17 protein-coding genes are annotated in these 20,381 nt (G+C 60.4%); 9 read left to right on the top strand and 8 right to left on the bottom strand.

The annotated features are described in order from the left end of the window. Window positions 1-141: 141 nt before the first annotated feature. Window positions 142-849: a 3'-5' exonuclease gene (locus POF45_RS13310; RefSeq protein WP_282315832.1), complete on the bottom strand. Its 708-nt coding sequence runs from the start codon at window positions 847-849 to the stop codon at window positions 142-144. Next, complete coding sequence (locus tag POF45_RS13305; protein ID WP_282315831.1) at window positions 846-2,780, bottom strand: DUF294 nucleotidyltransferase-like domain-containing protein; 1,935 nt, start codon at window positions 2,778-2,780, stop codon at window positions 846-848. Before POF45_RS13305 ends, POF45_RS13310 begins: the two co-directional genes overlap by 4 nt. 259 nt (window positions 2,781-3,039) lie before the next feature. Between POF45_RS13305 and POF45_RS13300 the strand changes: the two genes are divergently transcribed. Next, a complete protein-coding gene (locus POF45_RS13300; protein WP_259497147.1) occupies window positions 3,040-3,486 on the top strand; it encodes a response regulator in 447 nt (148 codons plus the stop codon). Window positions 3,487-3,616: 130 nt separating this feature from the next. On the opposite strand, the gene POF45_RS13295 is transcribed toward POF45_RS13300, so the two are convergent. Then, the gene (locus POF45_RS13295; protein ID WP_282315830.1) at window positions 3,617-5,794 is read right to left on the bottom strand and encodes a malate synthase G; all 2,178 of its coding nucleotides are present in this window, start codon (window positions 5,792-5,794) and stop codon (window positions 3,617-3,619) included. A 559-nt stretch (window positions 5,795-6,353) separates the two neighbouring features. Between POF45_RS13295 and POF45_RS13290 the strand changes: the two genes are divergently transcribed. Further along, window positions 6,354-6,872, top strand: a complete 519-nt coding sequence (locus POF45_RS13290; protein ID WP_259497145.1) for a glycine cleavage system transcriptional repressor — start codon at window positions 6,354-6,356, stop codon at window positions 6,870-6,872. 214 nt (window positions 6,873-7,086) lie between these two features. Here POF45_RS13290 and rarD read toward each other — a convergent pair whose 3' ends face one another. The 5 genes from rarD to POF45_RS13265 form a co-directional block, all read right to left on the bottom strand. After that, window positions 7,087-7,974 (bottom strand): EamA family transporter RarD, encoded by an 888-nt coding sequence (gene rarD / locus POF45_RS13285; RefSeq protein WP_259497144.1) that lies wholly within the window; start codon window positions 7,972-7,974, stop codon window positions 7,087-7,089. 227 nt (window positions 7,975-8,201) lie between these two features. Then, window positions 8,202-9,176 carry a serine/threonine protein kinase gene (locus tag POF45_RS13280; protein WP_054616850.1) on the bottom strand — a complete coding sequence of 325 codons (975 nt, stop codon included), beginning with the start codon at window positions 9,174-9,176 and terminating at the stop codon, window positions 8,202-8,204. 185 nt (window positions 9,177-9,361) lie between these two features. Next, a complete protein-coding gene (locus POF45_RS13275) occupies window positions 9,362-11,263 on the bottom strand; it encodes a PhoX family protein (RefSeq protein WP_282315829.1) in 1,902 nt (633 codons plus the stop codon). A gap of 58 nt (window positions 11,264-11,321) precedes the next feature. Further along, window positions 11,322-12,086: a TOBE domain-containing protein gene (locus POF45_RS13270; protein WP_259497142.1), complete on the bottom strand. Its 765-nt coding sequence runs from the start codon at window positions 12,084-12,086 to the stop codon at window positions 11,322-11,324. A gap of 202 nt (window positions 12,087-12,288) precedes the next feature. Beyond that, window positions 12,289-13,029: a ComF family protein gene (locus POF45_RS13265; protein WP_282315828.1), complete on the bottom strand. Its 741-nt coding sequence runs from the start codon at window positions 13,027-13,029 to the stop codon at window positions 12,289-12,291. 90 nt (window positions 13,030-13,119) lie between these two features. On the opposite strand from POF45_RS13265, the gene bioB reads away from it, so the two are divergent. From bioB to POF45_RS13230, 7 genes are all read left to right on the top strand, one after another. Continuing rightward, entirely contained in the window at window positions 13,120-14,175 is a 1,056-nt protein-coding gene (gene bioB, locus POF45_RS13260; RefSeq protein WP_259497140.1) for a biotin synthase BioB, read from the top strand. A 181-nt stretch (window positions 14,176-14,356) separates the two neighbouring features. Then, window positions 14,357-15,535 (top strand): 8-amino-7-oxononanoate synthase, encoded by a 1,179-nt coding sequence (gene bioF, locus POF45_RS13255; RefSeq protein WP_282315827.1) that lies wholly within the window; start codon window positions 14,357-14,359, stop codon window positions 15,533-15,535. Then, window positions 15,528-16,259, top strand: coding sequence for an alpha/beta fold hydrolase (locus tag POF45_RS13250; protein ID WP_259497138.1), 732 nt, complete (start codon window positions 15,528-15,530; stop codon window positions 16,257-16,259). Before bioF ends, POF45_RS13250 begins: the two co-directional genes overlap by 8 nt. Then, window positions 16,252-17,064 (top strand): malonyl-ACP O-methyltransferase BioC, encoded by an 813-nt coding sequence (bioC, locus tag POF45_RS13245; RefSeq protein WP_282315826.1) that lies wholly within the window; start codon window positions 16,252-16,254, stop codon window positions 17,062-17,064. The genes POF45_RS13250 and bioC overlap by 8 nt, the downstream gene beginning before the upstream one ends. After that, window positions 17,061-17,741: a dethiobiotin synthase gene (bioD, locus tag POF45_RS13240; RefSeq protein WP_259497136.1), complete on the top strand. Its 681-nt coding sequence runs from the start codon at window positions 17,061-17,063 to the stop codon at window positions 17,739-17,741. The genes bioC and bioD overlap by 4 nt, the downstream gene beginning before the upstream one ends. Before the next feature lie 109 nt (window positions 17,742-17,850). Next, window positions 17,851-18,147: a pyrroloquinoline quinone biosynthesis protein PqqE gene (locus tag POF45_RS13235; RefSeq protein WP_259497135.1), complete on the top strand. Its 297-nt coding sequence runs from the start codon at window positions 17,851-17,853 to the stop codon at window positions 18,145-18,147. Between the two features lie 278 nt (window positions 18,148-18,425). Beyond that, complete coding sequence (locus POF45_RS13230) at window positions 18,426-20,231, top strand: phenylacyl-CoA dehydrogenase (RefSeq protein WP_282315825.1); 1,806 nt, start codon at window positions 18,426-18,428, stop codon at window positions 20,229-20,231. Window positions 20,232-20,381: the final 150 nt, after the last annotated feature.

Here is a 20,381-nt window from a genome sequence, read left to right as displayed (position 1 = left end):
AGAGGCAGGGAGGGTAAGCAATTGGCGTTGGTCGGGTGAATGTGGGTGTACATACCCCACAGGAATCTCGCTTGGCTGATGGGCAATAGGACAAGTGCCGCGCCACAGCAGGCCTCGGGTCATTTGAGTCTTTGCAGGTACTTAGAAAGAAGGCGCCTGTTGCCGCCGTTTCCACTGGCTCAACCGCTGCTGCAAATACAACGGGCTATGAATCTGCTGTTGCCGCGCCCGGCTGAACAGGATCAGCGCCAGCTCCGCCGTGGCCAGGGCGTCGGCACTGGCGTTGTGGCGTTCGAACACTTCGAGCTTGAACCAGTTGATCCAGTCGTCCAGCCCGGCCTCGCGCAGGCTGGCTTGCGGGCACAGCAGCGGTGCCATGGCCGCGACATCGAGAAAGGCATGCTGCAACTTGAAGCCCAGGTGATCTTTCAGGGCCCGCCCCAGCATGTGTTGATCGAACGGCGCATGAAACGCCAGCAGCGGGCTGTCGCCGACAAACTCCATGAACTCCAGCAGCGCCTGCACCGGGTCGCTGCCGGCAGCAATCGCACTCGGGCCCAGCCCGTGAATCAACACACTCGGCGCCAGTTTCAGGTCGGTGCATTGCAGCGTGCGTTCGAACTGCTGGCTGAAATCGATTGCGCCGTCTTCGATGACGACGGCGCCGATAGACAGCACCCGATCCTTGTTCAGGTTCAGCCCGGTGGTCTCCAGGTCCAGCACCACCCAACGTTGTTCACGCAGGCTGCACTCATTGAGTTCGGTCACGACGGGCAAGCGTTGCAATCGCAGTTGCTGTTCAGCCCCCAGCACCGGTGTGGTCGGGCGCAGCCAGGAAAACAGGCTCATAGCTGATACCGCAACGTCAGGCTGTTTTGCAGACGCTGAGCCTGGCGCAGGGATTCACGCAGGATGCGCCGGTCCAGATGGTTGAGGCTGTCGGGATCGACGCGGTTGGAGTAGGGCAGGTTGTGCCGGGTCTGCAACTGATGTTGCTGCATGCGGGTTTGCTGGATGAAGTGATACGCCTCTTCGTACGCGGCGCCATCCAGCCGTTCGATGACCTCTTTGGCCACCAGTTGGCGGAAGCGCTCCTGGGTATTGTTGACGTCGATGCCGTTGGCCAGCGCCAGCAAGCGGGCGCCATCGACGAAGGGGGTCAGCCCTTGCACCTTGAGATCGAGAGTGGCTTTCTCACCGTTTTTACGCGCCAGCACAAACTCACGAAAACGCCCCACCGGTGGTCGGTTGCGCAGGGCGTTGTCCGCCATCATGCGCTGGAACAGGCGGTTGTCGCCGATCTGCGCCAGAATCCCCTGGCGCAGTTGCGCGCAGCCTTGCTCGTCACCCCATACGACGCGCAGGTCAAAATAGATGCTCGAAGCCAGCAGGTTCTCCGGCGTTGCTTCGCGGATAAACGCCGCAAATCGGCGCGCCCATTCGGCCCGGGACAAACACAGCTCGGGGTTGCCGGCCATGATATTGCCTTTGCACAGGCTGAAGCCGCACAGCGCCAGGCTCTGGTTGATCTGCTGGGCGATGGGCAGCAACTTGCCGCGAATCTCGGCGGCCTGGGCCGCATCTCGGGCCTCGAACAGGATGCCGTTGTCCTGATCGGTATGCAGCGTCTGCTCGCGGCGGCCTTCGCTGCCAAAACACAGCCAGCTGAACGGCACACCGGGATCGCCTTTCTCGGCGAGGGTCAGTTCGATCACGCGGCAAACCGTGTGATCGTTGAGCAGGGTGATGATGTGGGTGATCTGCGTCGATGAGGCTCCGTGGGCCAACATGCGCTCCACCAGTTGGCCGATTTCGCCGCGAATCGCAATCAGGTTTTCCAGCTTCTGCGCGCTGCGAATGGTGCGGGCCAGATGAACCAGATCCACCCGTTGCAGGGAAAACAGATCGCGTTCCGAGACCACGCCGCACAGCCGCTGTTCCTTCACCAGGCAGACGTGGGCGATGTGGCGTTCGGTCATGGCAATCGCGGCGTCGAACGCGCTGTGGTCCGGCGTCAGGAAAAATGGCGCGTGGGTCATGTGCCGTTCGATGGCTTCGTTGAAGTCGCTGCTGCCGTTGGCCACGACCTGGCGCAGATCGCGCAGGGTGAAAATCCCCAGCGGTGCTTTTTGCTCGTCCACGATCACGATGCTGCCGACCTGTTGCTCGTGCATCAGCGTCACCGCCTCGCGCATCGGTGTGAGCGGGCTGCACGTCACCGGATGGCGCATGGCCAGTTCGCCCAGGCGGGTATTCAGCGAGTATTGGGTGCCGAGCGTTTCCACGGCTTTTTGCTGGACCTGCTGATTGACCTGATCCAGCAGACTGCTGACGCAGCGCAGGGCGAAGTTACGGAAAATGTCCGACAGCGAAAACAGGCGGATGAAGGCCGGTTTGTTCAGTTGCAGACAGAAGGTGTCTTCGCCAGCCAGGTGTTCGGTGCGGGTTGCCCGTTCACCCAGCAGCGCAGCGAGGGGGAAGCACTCGCCGGTAGTGATTTCGAACACGGTTTCAGTGCCGCCCTTGGCCGCGTGCGCACGTTCGCCCACCACCCGGCCCTGTTTGACGATGTAGAAGTGTTCCACCGGGCCGTCGGCAGGTTTGATGATGCTCTCGCCGGGCGCATAAAAACGCAGTTGGCATTGCTCAACCAGAAACGCCAGGTGCGCGTGTTCCATTTGATTGAAGGGCGGGAAGCGTTGGAGAAATTGCAAGGTGCCCTGGATGTTCTGCAACACCGCCGTTTTCCCTGCCTGGGTGAAGGCGTCTGCTTTACTCATGACATTACCGCAGTCTTTTTTGAATTGTTGTGGTCGGGTCGTTTCAGCCATGGTCGACCCCCGCGGCCGGGGTGCCCATTGGACGTAAGTCTAGGTCGGGGGTGTGTTTGGTGATGTTTCAGAGATGCCTTACACATCCAGTCGGAAATTCCCTCATTTGCCCCCTTGGAAAAATATCCGACGAAGTGCACATTGAAGGTCTGCTTAGCGATGTCTGACCACTGTGCTAGGGGATTGAATTGAAATCGTAGAGAAAACCATGTCCGACCACGATATTTTGAGCGACGCCGAGCGCGAGGCGCTCAGTGCCGTCATGCAGGAACCCGATTTGCCACCGCAACGGGTATTGATCGTCGATGACGACAAAGACGCCCGCGAACTGTTGTCCGAGATTCTCGCGCTGGACGGTGTGCACTGCATGACAGCGGCCAGTGGCGAGACAGCGCTCAAGATGCTGGAGACAAAACCTTCCATTGGCCTGGTCATTACTGACTTGCGGATGGGGCATGTAGGTGGGCTGGAGCTGATCCGCCAGGTACGCGAGTCGGTGCGGGCGGCACTGCCGATCATCATTGTGTCCGGCGATGCCGACGTGAAAGACGCGATTGCGGCCATGCACCTGAGCGTGGTGGATTTTCTGCTCAAGCCTGTTGATACGATCAAGTTGCTGGGGCTGGTAAAGCGGGAATTGGGAATGGAGCCATAACTCAGGCCTGTCAGGCGCGCGCCTGCCTCTTCGCGAGCAGGCTCGCTTTCAAAGGGGGACTGCATTCGCAAACAAAAAAAAGCCCTGATCGCAAGATCAGGGCTTTTTCGTGTCCGGCATCAGCGATCAGTTACAGGCCATTGGCAGCCTTGAACTCGCGACGACGACGGTGCAGCACCGGCTCGGTATAGCCGTTCGGCTGTCGGGAGCCTTCGATCACCAGTTCGACCGCCGCCTGGAAGGCGATGTTGCTGTCGAAGTTCGGTGCCAGCGGGCGATACAGCGAGTCGTTGGCGTTCTGACGGTCAACCACCGGCGCCATGCGCTTGAGGCTTTCCATCACTTGCGCTTCGGTAACGATGCCGTGGCGCAGCCAGTTGGCGATGTGCTGGCTGGAAATACGCAGCGTCGCACGGTCTTCCATCAGGCCGACGTCATTGATGTCCGGTACTTTCGAGCACCCCACGCCCTGGTCGATCCAGCGCACCACATAACCGAGAATGCCCTGGGCGTTGTTGTCCAGTTCGTTCTTGATCTGCTCTGGCGTCCAGTTCGGGTTGACGGCCAGCGGGATGGTCAGGATGTCGTCCACCGAGGCGCGAGCACGTTTGGCCAGTTCGGCCTGACGAGCGAACACGTCGACCTTGTGATAATGCAGCGCGTGCAACGCAGCCGCAGTCGGCGACGGCACCCAGGCGGTGTTGGCGCCGGCCAGCGGGTGAGCGATTTTCTGTTCGAGCATCGCTGCCATCAGGTCAGGCATGGCCCACATGCCTTTACCGATCTGCGCGCGACCTTGCAGGCCGGTGCTCAGACCGATATCGACGTTCCAGTTCTCGTAGGCGCCGATCCACTTTTCAGCCTTCATGTCGGCCTTGCGCACCATCGCGCCGGCTTCCATGGAGGTGTGAATCTCATCGCCCGTGCGGTCGAGGAAGCCGGTGTTGATGAATACCACGCGCTCGCTGGCCGCCTTGATGCAGGCCTTGAGGTTGACCGTGGTACGGCGCTCCTCGTCCATGATCCCGACTTTCAGCGTGTTGCGTGGCAGGTTCAGCACCTCTTCGATGCGGCCGAACAGCTCGTTGGTGAACGCTGCTTCTTGCGGGCCGTGCATCTTCGGTTTGACGATGTAGATCGAACCGGTGCGGCTGTTCTTGCGCGAGTTATTGCCGTTGAGGCTATGGATCGCTGCAAGGCAGGTCAGCAGACCGTCGAGAATGCCTTCCGGTACTTCGTTGCCGTCTTTATCGAGAATCGCGTCGATGGTCATCAGGTGACCGACGTTGCGCACGAACAACAGCGAACGACCGTGCAGGCTGAGTTCCTTGCCATCGACGCCGGTGTAGGTGCGGTCGGCGTTCATGGTGCGGGTAAATGTCTGGCCGCCCTTGGAAACTTCTTCTGACAGATCGCCCTTCATCAGACCAAGCCAGTTGCGGTAGATCACCACCTTGTCGTCGGCATCGACGGCGGCAACCGAGTCTTCGCAGTCCATGATGGTGGTCAGCGCTGCTTCCATCAGGATGTCTTTGACGCCGGCAGCGTCGGTCTGGCCGACCGGGGTGCTGGCATCGATCTGGATTTCGAAATGCAGGCCGTTGTTCTTCAGCAGGATCGCGGTTGGTGCCACAGTGTCGCCGTGGAAACCGATCAGTTGCGCATCGTTGCGCAGGCCGCTGTTGCTGCCACCTTTGAGGGCGACAACGAGTTTGCCGTCAACGATCTTGTAGCCGATGGAATCGACGTGAGAGCCGGCTGCCAATGGCACGGCTTCGTCGAGGAAGGCGCGGGCGAAGGCAATGACCTTGTCGCCGCGAACCTTGTTGTAGCCTTTGCCTTTTTCCGCGCCGCCCGCTTCGCTGATCGCGTCGGTGCCGTAGAGCGCGTCGTACAGCGAACCCCAGCGGGCGTTCGAGGCATTGAGGGCGAAGCGGGCGTTCATGACCGGCACGACGAGTTGCGGGCCGGCCATGCGGGCGATTTCGTCATCGACGTTTTGCGTCGTTGCCTGGAAATCGGCCGCTTCTGGCAGCAGATAACCGATGTCTTGCAAGAAGGCTTTGTAGGCCACGGCATCGTGCGCCTGACCGGCACGGGACTGGTGCCAGCCATCGATACGCGCCTGGAAATCATCGCGTTTGGCGAGTAGGGCTTTGTTCTTCGGCGCCAGGTCATGAATGACCTTGTCGGCACCGGCCCAGAACTGATCGGCGGTGAGGCCGGTTCCGGGAATGGCTTCGTTGTTCACGAAGTCGAACAGGACTTTGGCGACCTGCAGGCCACCGACTTGAACGTGTTCAGTCATTGCTTGCCTCACTCTGCTCAGCTATTTCGCTTTTCAGCTCTTCAATTTTGACAATGAAGCCTCTGGCCATTTAAACCACAAACCCGTCCGCCAGTACATGCCCTTGCGGGCGGCTGGGTTCGGTCCAATCAACGGCTTGGAGGCCTTGCTGACGGGGCTTTCAGGGTTGCGATTGTGCCGGTGGCAGACATCGATCCAACGTTATGTAGTGCGCGCTGCGGCATACTACATGATGAATTGCGCTTGTGAAAATCAGACTAATTACGTCGTTCTGCGACCCCATGACGCATTGCAGTCACGTCGGGGCACGGGATGTTCTCAAAAAACTATTGGATTGTTCCAGTTAAATATAAAAAGTTGTACACGATTTGTGGTTTCAGTCGAATCGGTGGCGCTCCCATTCGCGAGCAGGCTCACTCCCACAAGGTCATGCGCCATCCCTGTGGGAGCGAGCCTGCTCGCGAAGGCGCCAATCCAGTCAGCATTGAATCCAGGCCAGCCCCAACCCTTGCCTATACTTGCCCTTCCATAACAAAAGTCATGACAAGAGGGCTGCGCCATGGACCATCTCGTACTCACCGTCTTTGCGCCTGACAAACCGGGCCAGGTCGAGCGCATCGCCCAATGCATTGCCGAACACGGCGGCAACTGGCTGGAGAGTCGGATGTCGCGCATGGCCGGGCAGTTCGCCGGGATTCTTCGGGTGGGTGTGCCAGCCGAAACTTACGACGAATTAGTCGATGCCTTACAAGCATTGTCGGCACAGGGCATTCGGGTGTTGATCGCCGAGAGCGGGATCGAGCAGTCCTGTACCTGGAAGCCGATCGCCATGGAGCTGGTAGGCAACGACCGGCCGGGGATCGTGCGCGACATCACTCGTCTGCTGAGTGAGCAGGGCGTGAACCTGGAACGCCTGGTGACTGAAGTGCGTCCGGCACCCATGAGCAGCGAGCCGTTGTTCCATGCCGAAGCGATTCTCGCGGTGCCGCTGACCTTGTCACTGGATGTGTTGCAGTCGCGACTGGAAACCCTGGCCGATGATTTGATGGTCGAGTTGGTGCTGCGCAGCGATCCCTGACAGGTTATCCAGATTAAACGTGCACCTGCCTGTGGATAACCTGTAGAGACAGCCCGCCAGCCCACGGCCGCCGGGCCTCTTCAGGTTCTGATCAAAAAACCATCAGTTTCAACAAGTTGCGCACAAATGGCGGGGATCACGCTGTGGATAACCTTGGGAAGGATCGATACAAGCCACGAAGTGCGTGGCTTGTAGAGGTTTGTACGTTTTTTGATCAGGCGCGGCGGCGCAGATTTATCCACGCATCGACGCTGTAAACCGCCAGACCGGCCCAGATGAACATGAAGGCCATCAGGGTACTGGACGACAGGTGTTCATCAAACAGCAGCACGGCTTGCAGCAACACCAGAGTCGGTGCGAGGTACTGGAGAAAGCCCAATGTGGTGTAGGGCAAATGCCTCGCAGCGGCGTTGAAAGATACCAGCGGTATCAGGGTCACTGGCCCAGCGGCGACCAGCCACCAGGCTTCGGACGAGGTCCAGAACTCGGATTGGGCACTGGCCGCTGTGGGATTGACCAGCAACCAGGCGATCGCAATCGGCACCAGCATCCAGGTTTCCACCACCAGCCCCGGCAACGCCTTGACCGGTGCCTGTTTGCGGATCAAGCCATAGAAACCGAAGGTCAGCGCCAGCACCAGCGACACCCACGGCAGACTGCCAACCTGCCATACCTGTTGCGCCACGCCGACCGCCGCCAGCCCCACCGCGACCCACTGCATGCGCCGCAGGCGTTCGCCGAGGATCAGCATCCCCAACAACACGTTCACCAGTGGGTTGATGTAGTAACCCAGGCTGGCTTCGAGCATGCGCCCGTTGTTCACCGACCAGACATAAGTCAGCCAGTTGGCGGCAATCAAGGTGCCGCTCAGGGCCAGGACAGCCAGCCGTTTCGGGTTGTCGCGCAGCTCACTCCACCAGCCCGGGTGTTTCCAGACCATCAACAGCAAGCCGCCGAACAGCGCAGACCAAAGCACCCGGTGGATGATGATTTCAACGGCGGGCACCGAGGCGATGGCTTTGAAGTAGAGGGGGAACAGTCCCCAGATGATGTAGGCACTGAGGCCCAGAATGTACCCGCGACGCGGGTTGGCGGCTTGCATGCAGAATCCTTGCTTGGGCAACTGACAAAGAGGGGATTGTAAGGAGATTTGTCAGCGAATGCCGTACCTGAATGGGTAGCGCATTGGTGAAACACCGACATCCAATGTGGGAGCGAGCCTGCTCGCGAAAGCGCTAGATCAGTCAACAATGACGTTGAATGTGAAATCGTCTTCGCGAGCAGGCTCGCTCCCACAGGGTTTGTTGGGGATCAAGGAAATTGGGCAATTCAGAACAACTTCAGCGGCTCTTCATTGAGCGCCGACAACTGTTCACGCAACGCCAGCACCTGATCGCCCCAATACCGCTCACTGCCGAACCACGGAAAACTGTGCGGGAACGCCGGGTCATCCCAGCGCCGTGCCAGCCAGGCGCTGTAGTGCATCAGGCGCAGCGCTCGCAGCGGCTCGATGAGTGCCAGTTCTCGCGGGTCGAAGTCGTGAAATTCGTTGTAGCCGTCCATCAGTTCCGACAACTGTCCCAGGCATTCCTGACGATCCCCGGCGAGCATCATCCAGATGTCCTGCACCGCGGGCCCCATGCGGCAGTCGTCCAGATCGACGATGTGGAACATCTCGTCGCGGCACATCATGTTGCCGGGGTGGCAATCGCCGTGCATGCGGATGTTCTGGTGTGGCGTGGCTTTGTAGACTTCTTCCACGCGCTTGAGCAGGTCGCGGGCGACGGACTCGTAGGCTGGCAGCAGGCTTTTAGGAACGAAATTGCCTTCGAGCAAAGTGTTCAGCGAATCATGGCCGAAGTTCTTCACGCCCAACGCTTCGCGGTGTTCGAACGGCTTGGTGGCGCCGACGGCATGCAGGCGACCCAGCAGTTGCCCCAGGCGATACAGCTGATCAAGATTGCCCGGCTCCGGCGCACGGCCGCCACGGCGGGGAAACAGGGTGAAACGAAACCCGGCGTGCTCATGCAGGCTGGCACCGTTGTGAATCATCGGCGCCACCACTGGCACATCGCATTCGGCGAGTTCGAAGGTGAACTGGTGTTCTTCCAGAATCGCTTCGTTGGTCCACCGCTGCGGACGATAGAACTTGGCGATCAGCGGCTCGGAGTCTTCGATGCCGACTTGATAGACGCGGTTTTCATAGCTGTTGAGCGCCAGAATGCGTGCGTCGCTGAGAAAGCCGATGCTTTCGACGGCATCGAGCACGAGGTCTGGGGTGAGGGTTGCAAACGGGTGGGCCATGCTGACTCCTGCGCGCAGCAGGCTGCCGCGTCCGGCCAAGCATGGTAGCGCAGACGGGCCGTCTTTAGGGCCTGACCTTGAGGTGAGTGGCGTTTGGACTGACGCTTTCGCGAGCAAGCCCGCTTCCACAGTGGATGTGTGAACACATAACCTGTGGGAGCGAGCCTGCTCGCGAAGGGGCCCGATCAGGCGCCGACGATCCCGCCATCTTCACGCGTAATCGCCATTACCGAAGACCGCGGCTTGCCGTTCGGTAAATGCTCTGGGAACGTCGAACCCCCGTTCTCCCCCGGATGCTGAATCCCGACAAACAGGGTCTTCTGATCCGGCGAAAAACTGATCCCGGTCACTTCACAGCCTATCGGCCCGACCATGAACCGGCGGATTTCACCGCTCACCGGGTCGGCGCAGAGCATCTGGTTATTGCCCATGCCGGCAAAATCACCGGTATTGCTCGAATCGCCGTCAGTCAGAATCCACAACCGTCCGGCCTTGTCGAAGCCCAGACCGTCCGGGCTGTTGAACATGTTCTGCGGAGTGATGTTCGACGAGCCGCCCTTCGGCGTACCGGCGTGAACACCGGGATTGCCGGCCACCACAAACAGGTCCCAGGCGAAGCTTTTAGAGCCGTGATCGTCGCGCTCGGTGCGCCAGCGCAGGATTTGCCCGTAGACGTTTTTCGCCCGTGGGTTCGGGCCGCCGACCGGTTGACCGTCCTCGCCGCGTTTGGCGTTATTGGTCAGGGTGCAATAGACCTGGCCGTCCTTGGGGCTGACCACGATCCATTCCGGGCGGTCCATGCGTGTGGCGTTCACCACGCTGGCGGCCAGGCGGGCGTGAATCAGCACCTGGGCCTGATCGGCAAAACCACTGCTGGCATCGATGCCGTTCTTGCCATGGGTCAGCTCGATCCACTGGCCCTGGCCCTTGGGGTGATCGGCGTTGCCGTCGCCGGCGTCGAAGCGCGCCACATACAAGGTGCCATGGTCCAGCAGGTCACGGTTGGCCTTCGGATTGCGGTGGTTGATCCTGTCGCGGCTGACGAATTTGTAGATGAACTCGCCGCGTTCATCGTCGCCCATGTACACCACGGCGCGACCGTCATCGGTCTCGGCCAGGGCGGCGTTTTCATGTTTGAAACGGCCCAGGGCGGTGCGTTTGACCGGGGTCGATTGCGGGTCGAACGGATCGATTTCCACCACCCAGCCGTGACGATTGAGTTCGTTGGGGTTTTTCGCCAGATCGAAGCGCGGGTCATGTTGATGCCAGTTGATCTCGCGGCTGGCGGCGGAGGCACCGTAGCGTTTTTGTGCGGCGTCGAAGGTTTGCCCGGCGTTGCTGCTGCCGAAGCAATCGGTGAAGTTCTCTTCGCAGGTCAGGTAAGTGCCCCACGGCGTCTTGCCATTGGCGCAGTTCTGAAAGGTGCCGAGGACTTTCTTGCCGCGCTTGTCGGCGCTGGTTTTCAGCAAGTCGTGGCCGGCAGCGGGACCGCTCAGACTGATTGGCGAATTGCCATGAATGCGCCGGTTGTAGCGCGAGCCCTGTACGAACGCCCACTGCCCACGCCGGCGCTGCACTTCGATCACCGACACGCCTTCGCAGGCCAGCGCCTTGCGCACGTCTTCGGCCGATTGCGGCATGCCGCCATGGGGGTAGAGATAGCGATAGTTGGTGTATTCATTGTTGATCGCCATCAGTGCGCGATCGTGGTCGCCGGGAAAGGCGAAGAGGCTCATGCCGTCATTGTTGTCGCCGAACTGGACTTCCTGGGCGGCGGCGGTGCCGTTGCCACTGGGATCGAACGCGGGACCGTTTTTCTGCAGGGGCTGACCCCAACTGATGAGGACCGAAGACGTGTAGCCGGGTGGCAAGGTGAGGCTGTCACTGGTGGCCGCCGGGATGCTGTTGAACCCCAGCAATTTGCTGTTGCCGGCACTGACGCTGGCGGCCAATACGCTGCGGCTCAGCAGGTTGCCACCGAGGAACATTGCCGCGCCGCACAAGGCGCCTGCACTGATGAAACCGCGACGGCTGAGGCCGACCATTTGTTCCAGATCGGTGGGTTGGTTGTCTTCTAATAGGCTCACATCAGGCTCCCTGCGGGTTTTTGCAGTCACCTTAATGAGCGTCAGTGAACGTTTTGTTTCACAGCGGTGTGCCCAGCAGCACGTTGGAGGGCGAGAACTGCACTTGCACCGGTTGGTCGACCGCCAGGCCCCGGGTCCTTAATTGCAGCGGTTCGGCCAAAGCGCAGAGCGTCTGGCCGTTTGGCAGGCCGATGCGCACCTCGCTGGGGCCGTCTTCAGCGTCGAGAATCTCTTCGATGATGCCCTTCAGGCAATTGTTGCCAAGTGTTGCTGGTTGCTCGATGGCCACCAGATCGAGCCAGCCGGCCTTGATCAGCGCGACCACTTCGGTGCCGGTTTGCAGCTCCAGGCGCAGGGTGCTGTCGTGGGTGATTTGCGCGACGATGCTCAGGCCTTCGGCCAGCCCCAGCTGGATCCGGTCATTGCGCCCCACGGTTTCAATCGCCATGACTTTGCCATGCAACTGATTGCGGGCACTGGTCCTGAGCATCAGCCGGCCCAGCAGGTCGAGGTCGCTGGCGTCTTCGGCGGCTTCCAGCACCTGGGCCTGCAAGGCTTGCAGCTTTTGATAGAGGCGCAACACCCGCTCACCTTCGCTGGACAACCGGGCGCCGCCACCGCCCTTGCCGCCGACGCTGCGTTCCACCAGCGGTTTTTGCGCGAGGTTGTTCAACTCATCGATGGCGTCCCACGCCGCTTTGTAACTCAGGCCGGCGCTTTTCGCTGCGCGGGTGATCGAGCCCTGTTCGGCAATGTGTTGCAGCAGGGCGATGCGCTGCGGACGACGGACAATGTGTTGGGACAACAAGGTGGGCAAGGACATGGCGAGGCGCTTTGTGCTGTGACGATGGAGGGACGTTGGCGGCTTGGGGCGTGGGAGTCAAGTCAGCCTGATTCTCAGCAACTGAAGTGCAGTCCTTGTGGGAGCGAGCTTGCTCGCGAACGCGGTGTAACAGTCACCGATGTTCTTTCTGATACAGCGCATTCGCGAGCAGGCTCGCTCCCACAGAGGATGTGCCCATTTGTCAGACCGTGTCCCCGGGTTTGGGCGTGCGGGCCAGACAATAAACGTCGACCCGTTTGGCGCCGGCGTCCATTAAGAGGCGTGCCAGGGCGTGAGCTGTCGCACCCGTGGTCAGTACGTCATCGACCAGCGCCAGATGACGGCCCTTTACGTCGGCCTCTGGTTCGAGGGCGAAGGCATGACGCAGGTTTTTCTTTCGAGCCTCGGCATTCAGTTCCTGTTGTGCACTGGTGTCCTGAATCCTTAGCAGCAACTGCTCATCGCAAGGAACGCACAGACTGTCACCTAGCCATCGGGCCAGCATCGCCGCTTGATTGAAGCCGCGTTGGCGCAGGCGTTTGGCGGCGAGCGGCACCGGGACCAGTGCATCGGGCCGGTCAAGGTCTTCATCGAAGCGATGTTGCAGCGATTGTGCGAGAAGTTCGCCGAGCAGGCGGCCAAACGGCCACTTCGCATTGTGTTTGAAGCGGGTGATGAGTGTGTCCACCGGGAAGCTGTACGTCCAGGGTACGATCACGCGCTCGAAAGCCGGGGGTTGTTGCAGGCATTGGCCGCACGTCAGACCCGCTGCGGGCAAGGGCAGGGCGCAGGTCTGGCAGTGATCGCCGAGCCACGGCAATTCGGTTTCGCAAGCCATGCAGATCGGCGTTTTGTTTTCAGCGGGCTCTGAACACAGCAAACAATGTTGATCATTGTTTAACCAGTTGTAAACCTGTCCTACGTATCGTGGTTGACAGCGCATCGCTCTTCCTTAAATATGCCGAACATCCGTGTCGCGTCTGTGGGTATTCCATTCCCCAGCCGCCTGCCAAGCATAAACAAGGAAACACCCATGAGCGCCAGCACCACTGCAACCCTGCGTCATGACTGGTCTTTGGCCGAAGTCAAAGCACTCTTCGTTCAGCCATTCAATGACCTGCTGTTCCAGGCGCAGACGGTGCACCGCGCGCATTTCGACGCCAATCGCGTCCAGGTTTCGACACTGCTGTCGATCAAGACGGGCGCCTGCCCGGAAGATTGCAAATATTGTCCGCAGTCCGGTCACTACAACACCGGCCTGGAAAAAGAAAAGCTGATGGAAGTGCAGAAAGTCCTCGAAGAGGCTGCTCGCGCCAAGGCCATCGGTACGACCCGCTTCTGCATGGGCGCGGCGTGGAAACATCCGTCGGCCAAAGACATGCCTTATGTGCTGGAAATGGTCAAAGGCGTAAAGGCCCTGGGCCTGGAAACCTGCATGACCCTGGGTCGCCTCGATCAGGACCAGACCGAAGCCCTGGCCCAGGCCGGCCTTGATTACTACAACCACAACCTCGATACCTCGCCTGAGTTCTACGGCAGCATCATCACCACGCGTACTTACAGCGAACGTCTGCAAACGCTGGCGTATGTGCGTGATTCGGGGATGAAGATCTGCTCCGGCGGTATTCTCGGCATGGGTGAGTCCCTTGATGACCGTGCCAATCTGCTGATCCAGTTGGCCAACATGCCTGAGCATCCGGAATCGGTGCCGATCAACCTGCTGGTGAAAGTCGCCGGTACGCCGCTGGAAAATGCCGAGGACGTCGACCCGTTCGACTTCATCCGCATGCTCGCCGTTGCGCGCATCCTGATGCCACAGTCTCACGTGCGTCTGTCCGCTGGCCGTGAAGCAATGAACGATCAGACCCAGGCCCTGGCGTTCTTTGCCGGTGCCAACTCGATTTTCTACGGCGACAAACTGCTGACCACCGCCAACCCACAGGCCAACAAGGACATGCAACTGTTCGAGCGCCTGGGCATCTTGCCGGAAGCCGGCGAAGGGCACTCCGACGAAGTGCATCAGGCGGCTATCGAGCAGGCGCTGGTGGAGCAGAAGAGCAGCGAGCAGTTTTATAACGCGGCTGTTTAAAGCTTTCCTGATCCTGCTGAAGCAATGCAAGACCCTGTGGGAGCGAGCCTGCTCGCGAAAGCGATCTGACAGTCGGCATTGATGTTGGCTGTGAGGACCTCTTCGTCGCAACGTCGCCCGGACCCGGCTCGCTCCCACAAGGTAATGCGATCACTTCCGAATTCTGATCCACGAGGCCTGCATGTCTTTCGATCTCGCCGCACGCCTTGCTGCCCGTCGTGCCGAAAACCTCTATCGCCAACGCCCACTGCTCGAAAGCCCGCAAGGCCCGCAAGTGGTGGTCGATGGCCAGCCGTTGCTGGCGTTCTGTAACAACGACTACCTGGGCCTGGCCAATCACCCGCAAGTGATTGAAGCCTGGCGCGCCGGTGCGTCCCGTTGGGGCGTCGGTGGCGGGGCCTCGCATCTGGTGATCGGTCACAGTGGACCGCATCACGCACTGGAAGAAGCCTTGGCCGACCTGACCGGCCGCCCTCGTGCGTTGCTGTTCACCACCGGTTACATGGCCAACCTCGGCGCCGTGACCGCATTGGTCGGGCAGGGCGATACGGTACTGGAAGACCGGCTCAATCACGCCTCCTTGCTCGATGCCGGTTTGCTGTCCGGGGCGCGCTTCAATCGCTATCTGCATAACGATGCGGTCAGTCTGGCCAAACGGCTGGAGAAGGCGACCGGCAATACCCTGGTGGTCACCGACGGCGTGTTCAGCATGGACGGCGACGTCGCCGATCTGCCGGCGCTGGCTCGTGAAGCCAAGGCCAAAGGCGCGTGGCTGATGGTTGATGACGCCCACGGTTTTGGTCCGCTGGGCGCCAACGGTGGCGGGATCGTCGAGCATTTTGGTTTGAGTCAGGACGATGTGCCGGTGTTGGTCGGCACCCTCGGCAAGGCATTCGGTACGGCAGGTGCGTTTGTGGCCGGCAGCGAAGAGTTGATCGAAAGCCTGATCCAGTTCGCCCGTCCTTACATTTACACCACCAGCCAACCACCTGCGCTGGCCTGCGCAACGCTGAAAAGCCTCGAACTGCTGCGCAGCGAGCACTGGCGCCGTGAACACCTGAAAACGTTGATCCGTCAGTTCCGCCATGGCGCGCAGCAGATTGGGCTGGAGTTGATGGACAGTTTCACGCCGATCCAGCCGATCATGATCGGTGATGCCGGCCGTGCCGTTCGCTGGTCGCAGATGCTCCGTGAGCGTGGGCTGATGGTGACGGCGATCCGTCCACCGACCGTGCCCGCTGGCAGCGCACGTTTGCGCGTGACCCTGACCGCCGCCCACAGCGAGGCGCAGGTGCAGCTATTGTTAGAGGGACTGGCCGATTGTTTTGCGCAACTGGGACCGGAGCCAAGCCATGCGTAATCGACTGATTCTGCTGCCGGGCTGGGGCCTCGGTGTGTCGCCGCTGGAGCCGTTGGCGGCAGCATTGCAAGGCCTGGATGAACACCTGCGGGTCGAGATCGTGCCGTTGCCCGAGCTCGAATCGAGCGATCTTGAAGAGTGGCTGGATGAGCTGGATTCGATCGTGCCTCAGGACGCCTGGCTCGGCGGCTGGTCGCTGGGAGGCATGCTCGCTTGCGAGTTGGCGGCGCGGCGCGGCGATCGTTGCTGCGGCTTGCTGACACTGGCGAGCAATCCCTGTTTCGTCGCCTGGGCTGGCTGGACCAACGCCATGCACGAGGATGATTTCAATGCCTTCCTCAACGGCTGCCGATTGAACCCTGATGTGACGTTGAAGCGCTTCAGTCTGCTGTGTGCACAAGGCTCTGCCGACCCGCGCGCGCTGGCCCGACTGTTGCTGGCTGGCGCGCCGAAAACGCCGGCCTCAGTACTGCTTGCGGGCCTGGATCTGTTGGGAAAACTGGACACACGCCGGGCCTTGAGCGGTTTTCAGGGACCACAGTTGCACCTGCTCGCCGGCCTCGACGGGCTGGTCCCGGCTGAAGCGGCCGGGGAGTTGCTGGCGTTGTTGCCGGATGTCGAAATCGGCCTGATCGAACAGGCCAGCCACGCGTTTCTTCTGGAAGACCCCCACGGTGTGGCGGGGGCGATCCAGGCCTTTTTGCATGAGTTTGGTGATGACTGATTTATCCCTTCCCAACCTGCCCGGCAGCTTGCCCGACAAGCGCCAGGTAGCGGCCTCTTTTTCCCGCGCGGCGGCCAGCTACGACAGCGTCGCCCAATTGCAGCGTGATGTTGGCAGCCAATTGCTGAGCCGTTTGCCGCCGGCATTTTCGCCTGAGCGCTGGCTCGATCTGGGCTGCGGCACCGGCTATTTCAGCCGTGCGCTGGGCGAGCAGTTTCCAGCCGCTGACGGGCTGGCGCTGGACATCGCCGAAGGCATGCTCAATCACGCCCGGCCATTGGGCGGTGCTGCGCATTTCATGGCCGGGGATGCTGAGCGCCTGCCGCTGCGCGATGCCACCTGCGATCTGATCTTTTCCAGCCTGGCGGTGCAGTGGTGTGCGGATTTCACCTCGGTACTCAGTGAAGCGTTTCGGGCCCTCAAGCCCGGTGGTGTTTTTGCGTTTGCTAGTCTGTGTGCAGGCACGTTGTACGAACTGCGCGACAGCTGGCGTGAGGTGGATGGCCTGGTGCACGTCAACCGCTTCCGCGAGTTCGCCGCTTACCGGCAATTGTGCGCGGCCAGTGGCTTGAATGTCGTCAGCCTGCACAACGTTGCTCATGTCTTGCATTACCCGGACGTGCGCAGCTTGACCCATGAGCTCAAGGCCCTGGGTGCGCACAATCTGAACCCCGGTCGGCCCGGCGGTTTGACGGGGCGGGCGCGGATCCTCGGGCTGATCGAGGCTTACGAGCGGTTTCGTCAGGCACAGGGACTGCCGGCGACTTATCAGGTTGTCTACGCCGTATTGGAGAAACCTCTATGAGTGCAGCCTATTTCATTACCGGGACCGATACCGATGTCGGCAAGACCACCATCGCCGCGGGTCTGCTGCACGCTGCGCGTTCGGCGGGCATGAGTACGGCGGCTGGCAAGCCAGTGGCGTCCGGCTGCGAGGTGACCCCCAAAGGCTTGCGCAATGCCGATGCGCTGGCGTTGTTGGCACAGTGTTCGTTGCCGCTGACCTACGCTCAGGTCAATCCGGTGGCCTTCGAGCCAGCCATCGCCCCGCATCTGGCGGCGCGTGAGGCGGGTGTGGCGTTGACGGTGCAGTCGTTGCTGGTGCCGATGCGGCAGGTTCTCGACATGAACGCGGACTTCACCTTGATCGAAGGCGCGGGTGGCTGGCGGGTGCCGCTGGCGGACCAGGACAACCTGTCGGACCTGGCCATGGCGCTGGGGCTGCCGGTGATTCTGGTGGTGGGGGTGCGCCTGGGCTGCATCAATCATGCGCTGCTGAGCGCCGAGGCGATTGCACGCGATGGCCTGCAGCTGGCGGGTTGGGTGGCCAACATCATCGACCCGAAGACGTCGCGGCTGGAAGAGAACCTCGCGACTCTGGCCGAGCGTTTACCCGCGCCTTGCCTGGGCCGCGTGCCGAAACTCAAATCGGTGACCGCCGAGGCAGTGGCCGAGCATCTGCAACTGGATCTGCTGGATTAATGTTTTTGCCTATGACAAGGCACTGTGCCATTAGTGTTTTTGTCGGGTGTTTTTCGTGTGCGTCTGCTTCAATGAACGCTGTTGATCCTTTGCAAGGACGAGTTCTCCCATGGAAATCTCAGGTAACACCGCTTTTTATGCCGGTCTGAGCACTATTCAGACAGGGCAGAACCGTGTCGATCAGGCTGCCAGCCAGATCGCCAATACCACCATCGACCGTTCGGAAAAGAGTCAGTCTTCCGATGCTCAGGTTGATCGTCTGCGCTCGGTAGACCGTAGTCAGCAATCTGACCTGGCCAGCAATGCGGTCGAGATGACCCAAGGCAAGTTTCAAGTGGAACTGGGCGCGAAAGTCGCCAAGGCTTCCGATGAAATGCTGGGTACGCTGATCGACACCTACGCCTGATTCGTTCGCTGTATTTGCCCCCTTGACGCCGCGACTCTTCGCGGCGTTTTTCTGCGTAAGTCCTTCTTCCTCAACTAATCTTTTCTACACACCCTGTTGCTCTTCTAGCAGGCGGTGCGCTGCTGCGCGGCGGATAGAGGACGGCGCGATGACGAACGGCAAAAGATCGGCGCTTGACAAGATTTGGGCGTAAACGTATGTTTCAAACAACTGTTTGACCGTCACAACAAATCAATGCGGTCGTTCATTCCCGGTTACATCAGCAGAGGTTTATCGCTATGCCTGACTACAAGGCCCCCTTGCGTGATATTCGCTTCGTTCGTGACGAACTGCTCGGCTACGAAGCGCACTATCAGAGCCTCCCGGCTTGCGCAGACGCAACTCCGGACATGGTTGACGCCATTCTCGAAGAAGGCGCCAAGTTTTGTGAACAGGTGCTGGCGCCGCTGAACCGCGTGGGTGACACCGAAGGCTGCACCTGGAGCGAGTCCGGCGTTAAAACCCCGACCGGCTTCAAAGAAGCCTACAAACAATTCGTTGAAGGTGGCTGGCCAAGCCTGGCTCATGACGTGGAACACGGCGGCCAGGGCCTGCCGGAGTCTCTGGGTCTGGCGGTCAGCGAAATGGTTGGCGAAGCCAACTGGTCGTGGGGCATGTACCCAGGGCTGTCGCATGGCGCGATGAACACCATTTCCGAGCACGGCACGCCTGAGCAGCAAGACGCTTACCTGACCAAGCTGGTGTCCGGCGAATGGACCGGCACCATGTGCCTGACCGAACCGCACTGCGGCACCGACCTGGGCATGTTGCGCACCAAGGCCGAGCCTCAGGCTGACGGCTCGTACAAGGTTTCCGGCACCAAGATCTTCATCTCGGCCGGTGAACACGACATGGCCGACAACATCGTCCACATCGTGCTGGCGCGTCTGCCGGATGCACCGGCTGGCACCAAAGGCATTTCGCTGTTCATCGTGCCCAAGTTCATGCCGAACGCAGACGGTTCGATCGGCGCTCGCAACGCGGTCACCTGTGGTTCCCTGGAACACAAGATGGGCATCCACGGTAACGCGACCTGCGTGATGAACTTCGACGGCGCTACCGGTTTCCTGATCGGCCCGGCGAACAAAGGCCTGAACTGCATGTTCACCTTTATGAACACCGCTCGTCTGGGCACTGCGCTGCAAGGTCTGGCGCATGCCGAGATCGGTTTCCAGGGCGGCCTGAAATATGCGCGTGATCGCCTGCAAATGCGTTCGCTGACTGGCCCGAAAGCGCCGGAAAAAGCCGCTGACCCGATCATCGTGCACCCTGACGTACGTCGCATGCTGTTGACCATGAAAGCGTTCGCCGAAGGCAACCGCGCGATGGTTTACTTCACTGCCAAGCAGGTCGACATCGTCAAGTACGGCGTAGACGAAGAAGAGAAAAAGAAAGCCGATGCACTGCTGGCGTTCATGACGCCAATCGCCAAGGCCTTCATGACCGAAGTCGGTTTCGAATCCGCCAACCACGGCGTGCAAATCTACGGCGGTCACGGCTTCATCGCCGAGTGGGGCATGGAGCAGAACGTTCGCGACAGCCGCATTTCGATGCTGTACGAAGGCACCACCGGTATCCAGGCACTCGACCTGCTGGGCCGTAAAGTGCTGATGACTCAAGGCGAAGCGCTCAAGGGCTTCACCAAGATCGTCCACAAGTTCTGCCAGACCAACGAAGGCAACGAAGCGGTCAAAGAGTTCGTCGAGCCCTTGGCTGCGCTGAACAAGGAATGGGGCGAGCTGACCATGAAGGTCGGTATGGCCGCCATGAAAGACCGTGAAGAAGTCGGCGCGGCGTCGGTGGATTATCTGATGTACTCCGGTTACGCGTGCCTGGCCTACTTCTGGGCAGACATGGCGCGTCTGGCTGCCGAGAAACTGGCTGCCGGCACGACCGAGGAGGCGTTCTACACCGCCAAACTGCAGACTGCGCGCTTCTACTTCCAGCGCATCCTGCCGCGTACCCGCACTCACGTTGTCACCATGCTGTCGGGCGCCAACAACCTGATGGACATGAAAGAAGAAGACTTCGCACTGGGCTACTAAGCCTCAGGCGGGACCTTCACAAGCCGCTGCTCTTTCGGGGCAGCGGCTTTTTTGTGCTTGAAACAATGCCCCTTGCCGCAGGGATAAATATTCCCCACTAAAACGCTAAGAAATCCCCGTTTCCTGCCGTTACAGAGGCTGCGATGTGAC

The organism is Pseudomonas fungipugnans, assembly GCF_029955235.1.
Classification (GTDB): domain Bacteria; phylum Pseudomonadota; class Gammaproteobacteria; order Pseudomonadales; family Pseudomonadaceae; genus Aquipseudomonas; species Aquipseudomonas fungipugnans.
Note: the sequence above shows the minus strand (reverse complement) of the source record. Positions and strands in the feature narration are given on the sequence as shown.

What these genes read in the sequence shown, in the direction of transcription:
- POF45_RS13305 (WP_282315831.1), bottom strand. Translation starts at nt 2,780, where the DNA reads ATGAGTAAAGCAGACGCCTTCACCCAGGCAGGGAAAACGGCGGTGTTG.
- POF45_RS13235 (WP_259497135.1), top strand. Translation starts at nt 17,851, where the DNA reads ATGGAAATCTCAGGTAACACCGCTTTTTATGCCGGTCTGAGCACTATT.
- POF45_RS13250 (WP_259497138.1), top strand. Translation starts at nt 15,528, where the DNA reads ATGCGTAATCGACTGATTCTGCTGCCGGGCTGGGGCCTCGGTGTGTCG.
- POF45_RS13280 (WP_054616850.1), bottom strand. Translation starts at nt 9,176, where the DNA reads ATGGCCCACCCGTTTGCAACCCTCACCCCAGACCTCGTGCTCGATGCC.
- POF45_RS13270 (WP_259497142.1), bottom strand. Translation starts at nt 12,086, where the DNA reads ATGTCCTTGCCCACCTTGTTGTCCCAACACATTGTCCGTCGTCCGCAG.
- POF45_RS13230 (WP_282315825.1), top strand. Translation starts at nt 18,426, where the DNA reads ATGCCTGACTACAAGGCCCCCTTGCGTGATATTCGCTTCGTTCGTGAC.
- bioC (WP_282315826.1), top strand. Translation starts at nt 16,252, where the DNA reads ATGACTGATTTATCCCTTCCCAACCTGCCCGGCAGCTTGCCCGACAAG.
- bioD (WP_259497136.1), top strand. Translation starts at nt 17,061, where the DNA reads ATGAGTGCAGCCTATTTCATTACCGGGACCGATACCGATGTCGGCAAG.
- POF45_RS13300 (WP_259497147.1), top strand. Translation starts at nt 3,040, where the DNA reads ATGTCCGACCACGATATTTTGAGCGACGCCGAGCGCGAGGCGCTCAGT.
- POF45_RS13290 (WP_259497145.1), top strand. Translation starts at nt 6,354, where the DNA reads ATGGACCATCTCGTACTCACCGTCTTTGCGCCTGACAAACCGGGCCAG.
- rarD (WP_259497144.1), bottom strand. Translation starts at nt 7,974, where the DNA reads ATGCAAGCCGCCAACCCGCGTCGCGGGTACATTCTGGGCCTCAGTGCC.
- POF45_RS13310 (WP_282315832.1), bottom strand. Translation starts at nt 849, where the DNA reads ATGAGCCTGTTTTCCTGGCTGCGCCCGACCACACCGGTGCTGGGGGCT.
- bioB (WP_259497140.1), top strand. Translation starts at nt 13,120, where the DNA reads ATGAGCGCCAGCACCACTGCAACCCTGCGTCATGACTGGTCTTTGGCC.
- POF45_RS13295 (WP_282315830.1), bottom strand. Translation starts at nt 5,794, where the DNA reads ATGACTGAACACGTTCAAGTCGGTGGCCTGCAGGTCGCCAAAGTCCTG.
- bioF (WP_282315827.1), top strand. Translation starts at nt 14,357, where the DNA reads ATGTCTTTCGATCTCGCCGCACGCCTTGCTGCCCGTCGTGCCGAAAAC.
- POF45_RS13265 (WP_282315828.1), bottom strand. Translation starts at nt 13,029, where the DNA reads ATGCGCTGTCAACCACGATACGTAGGACAGGTTTACAACTGGTTAAAC.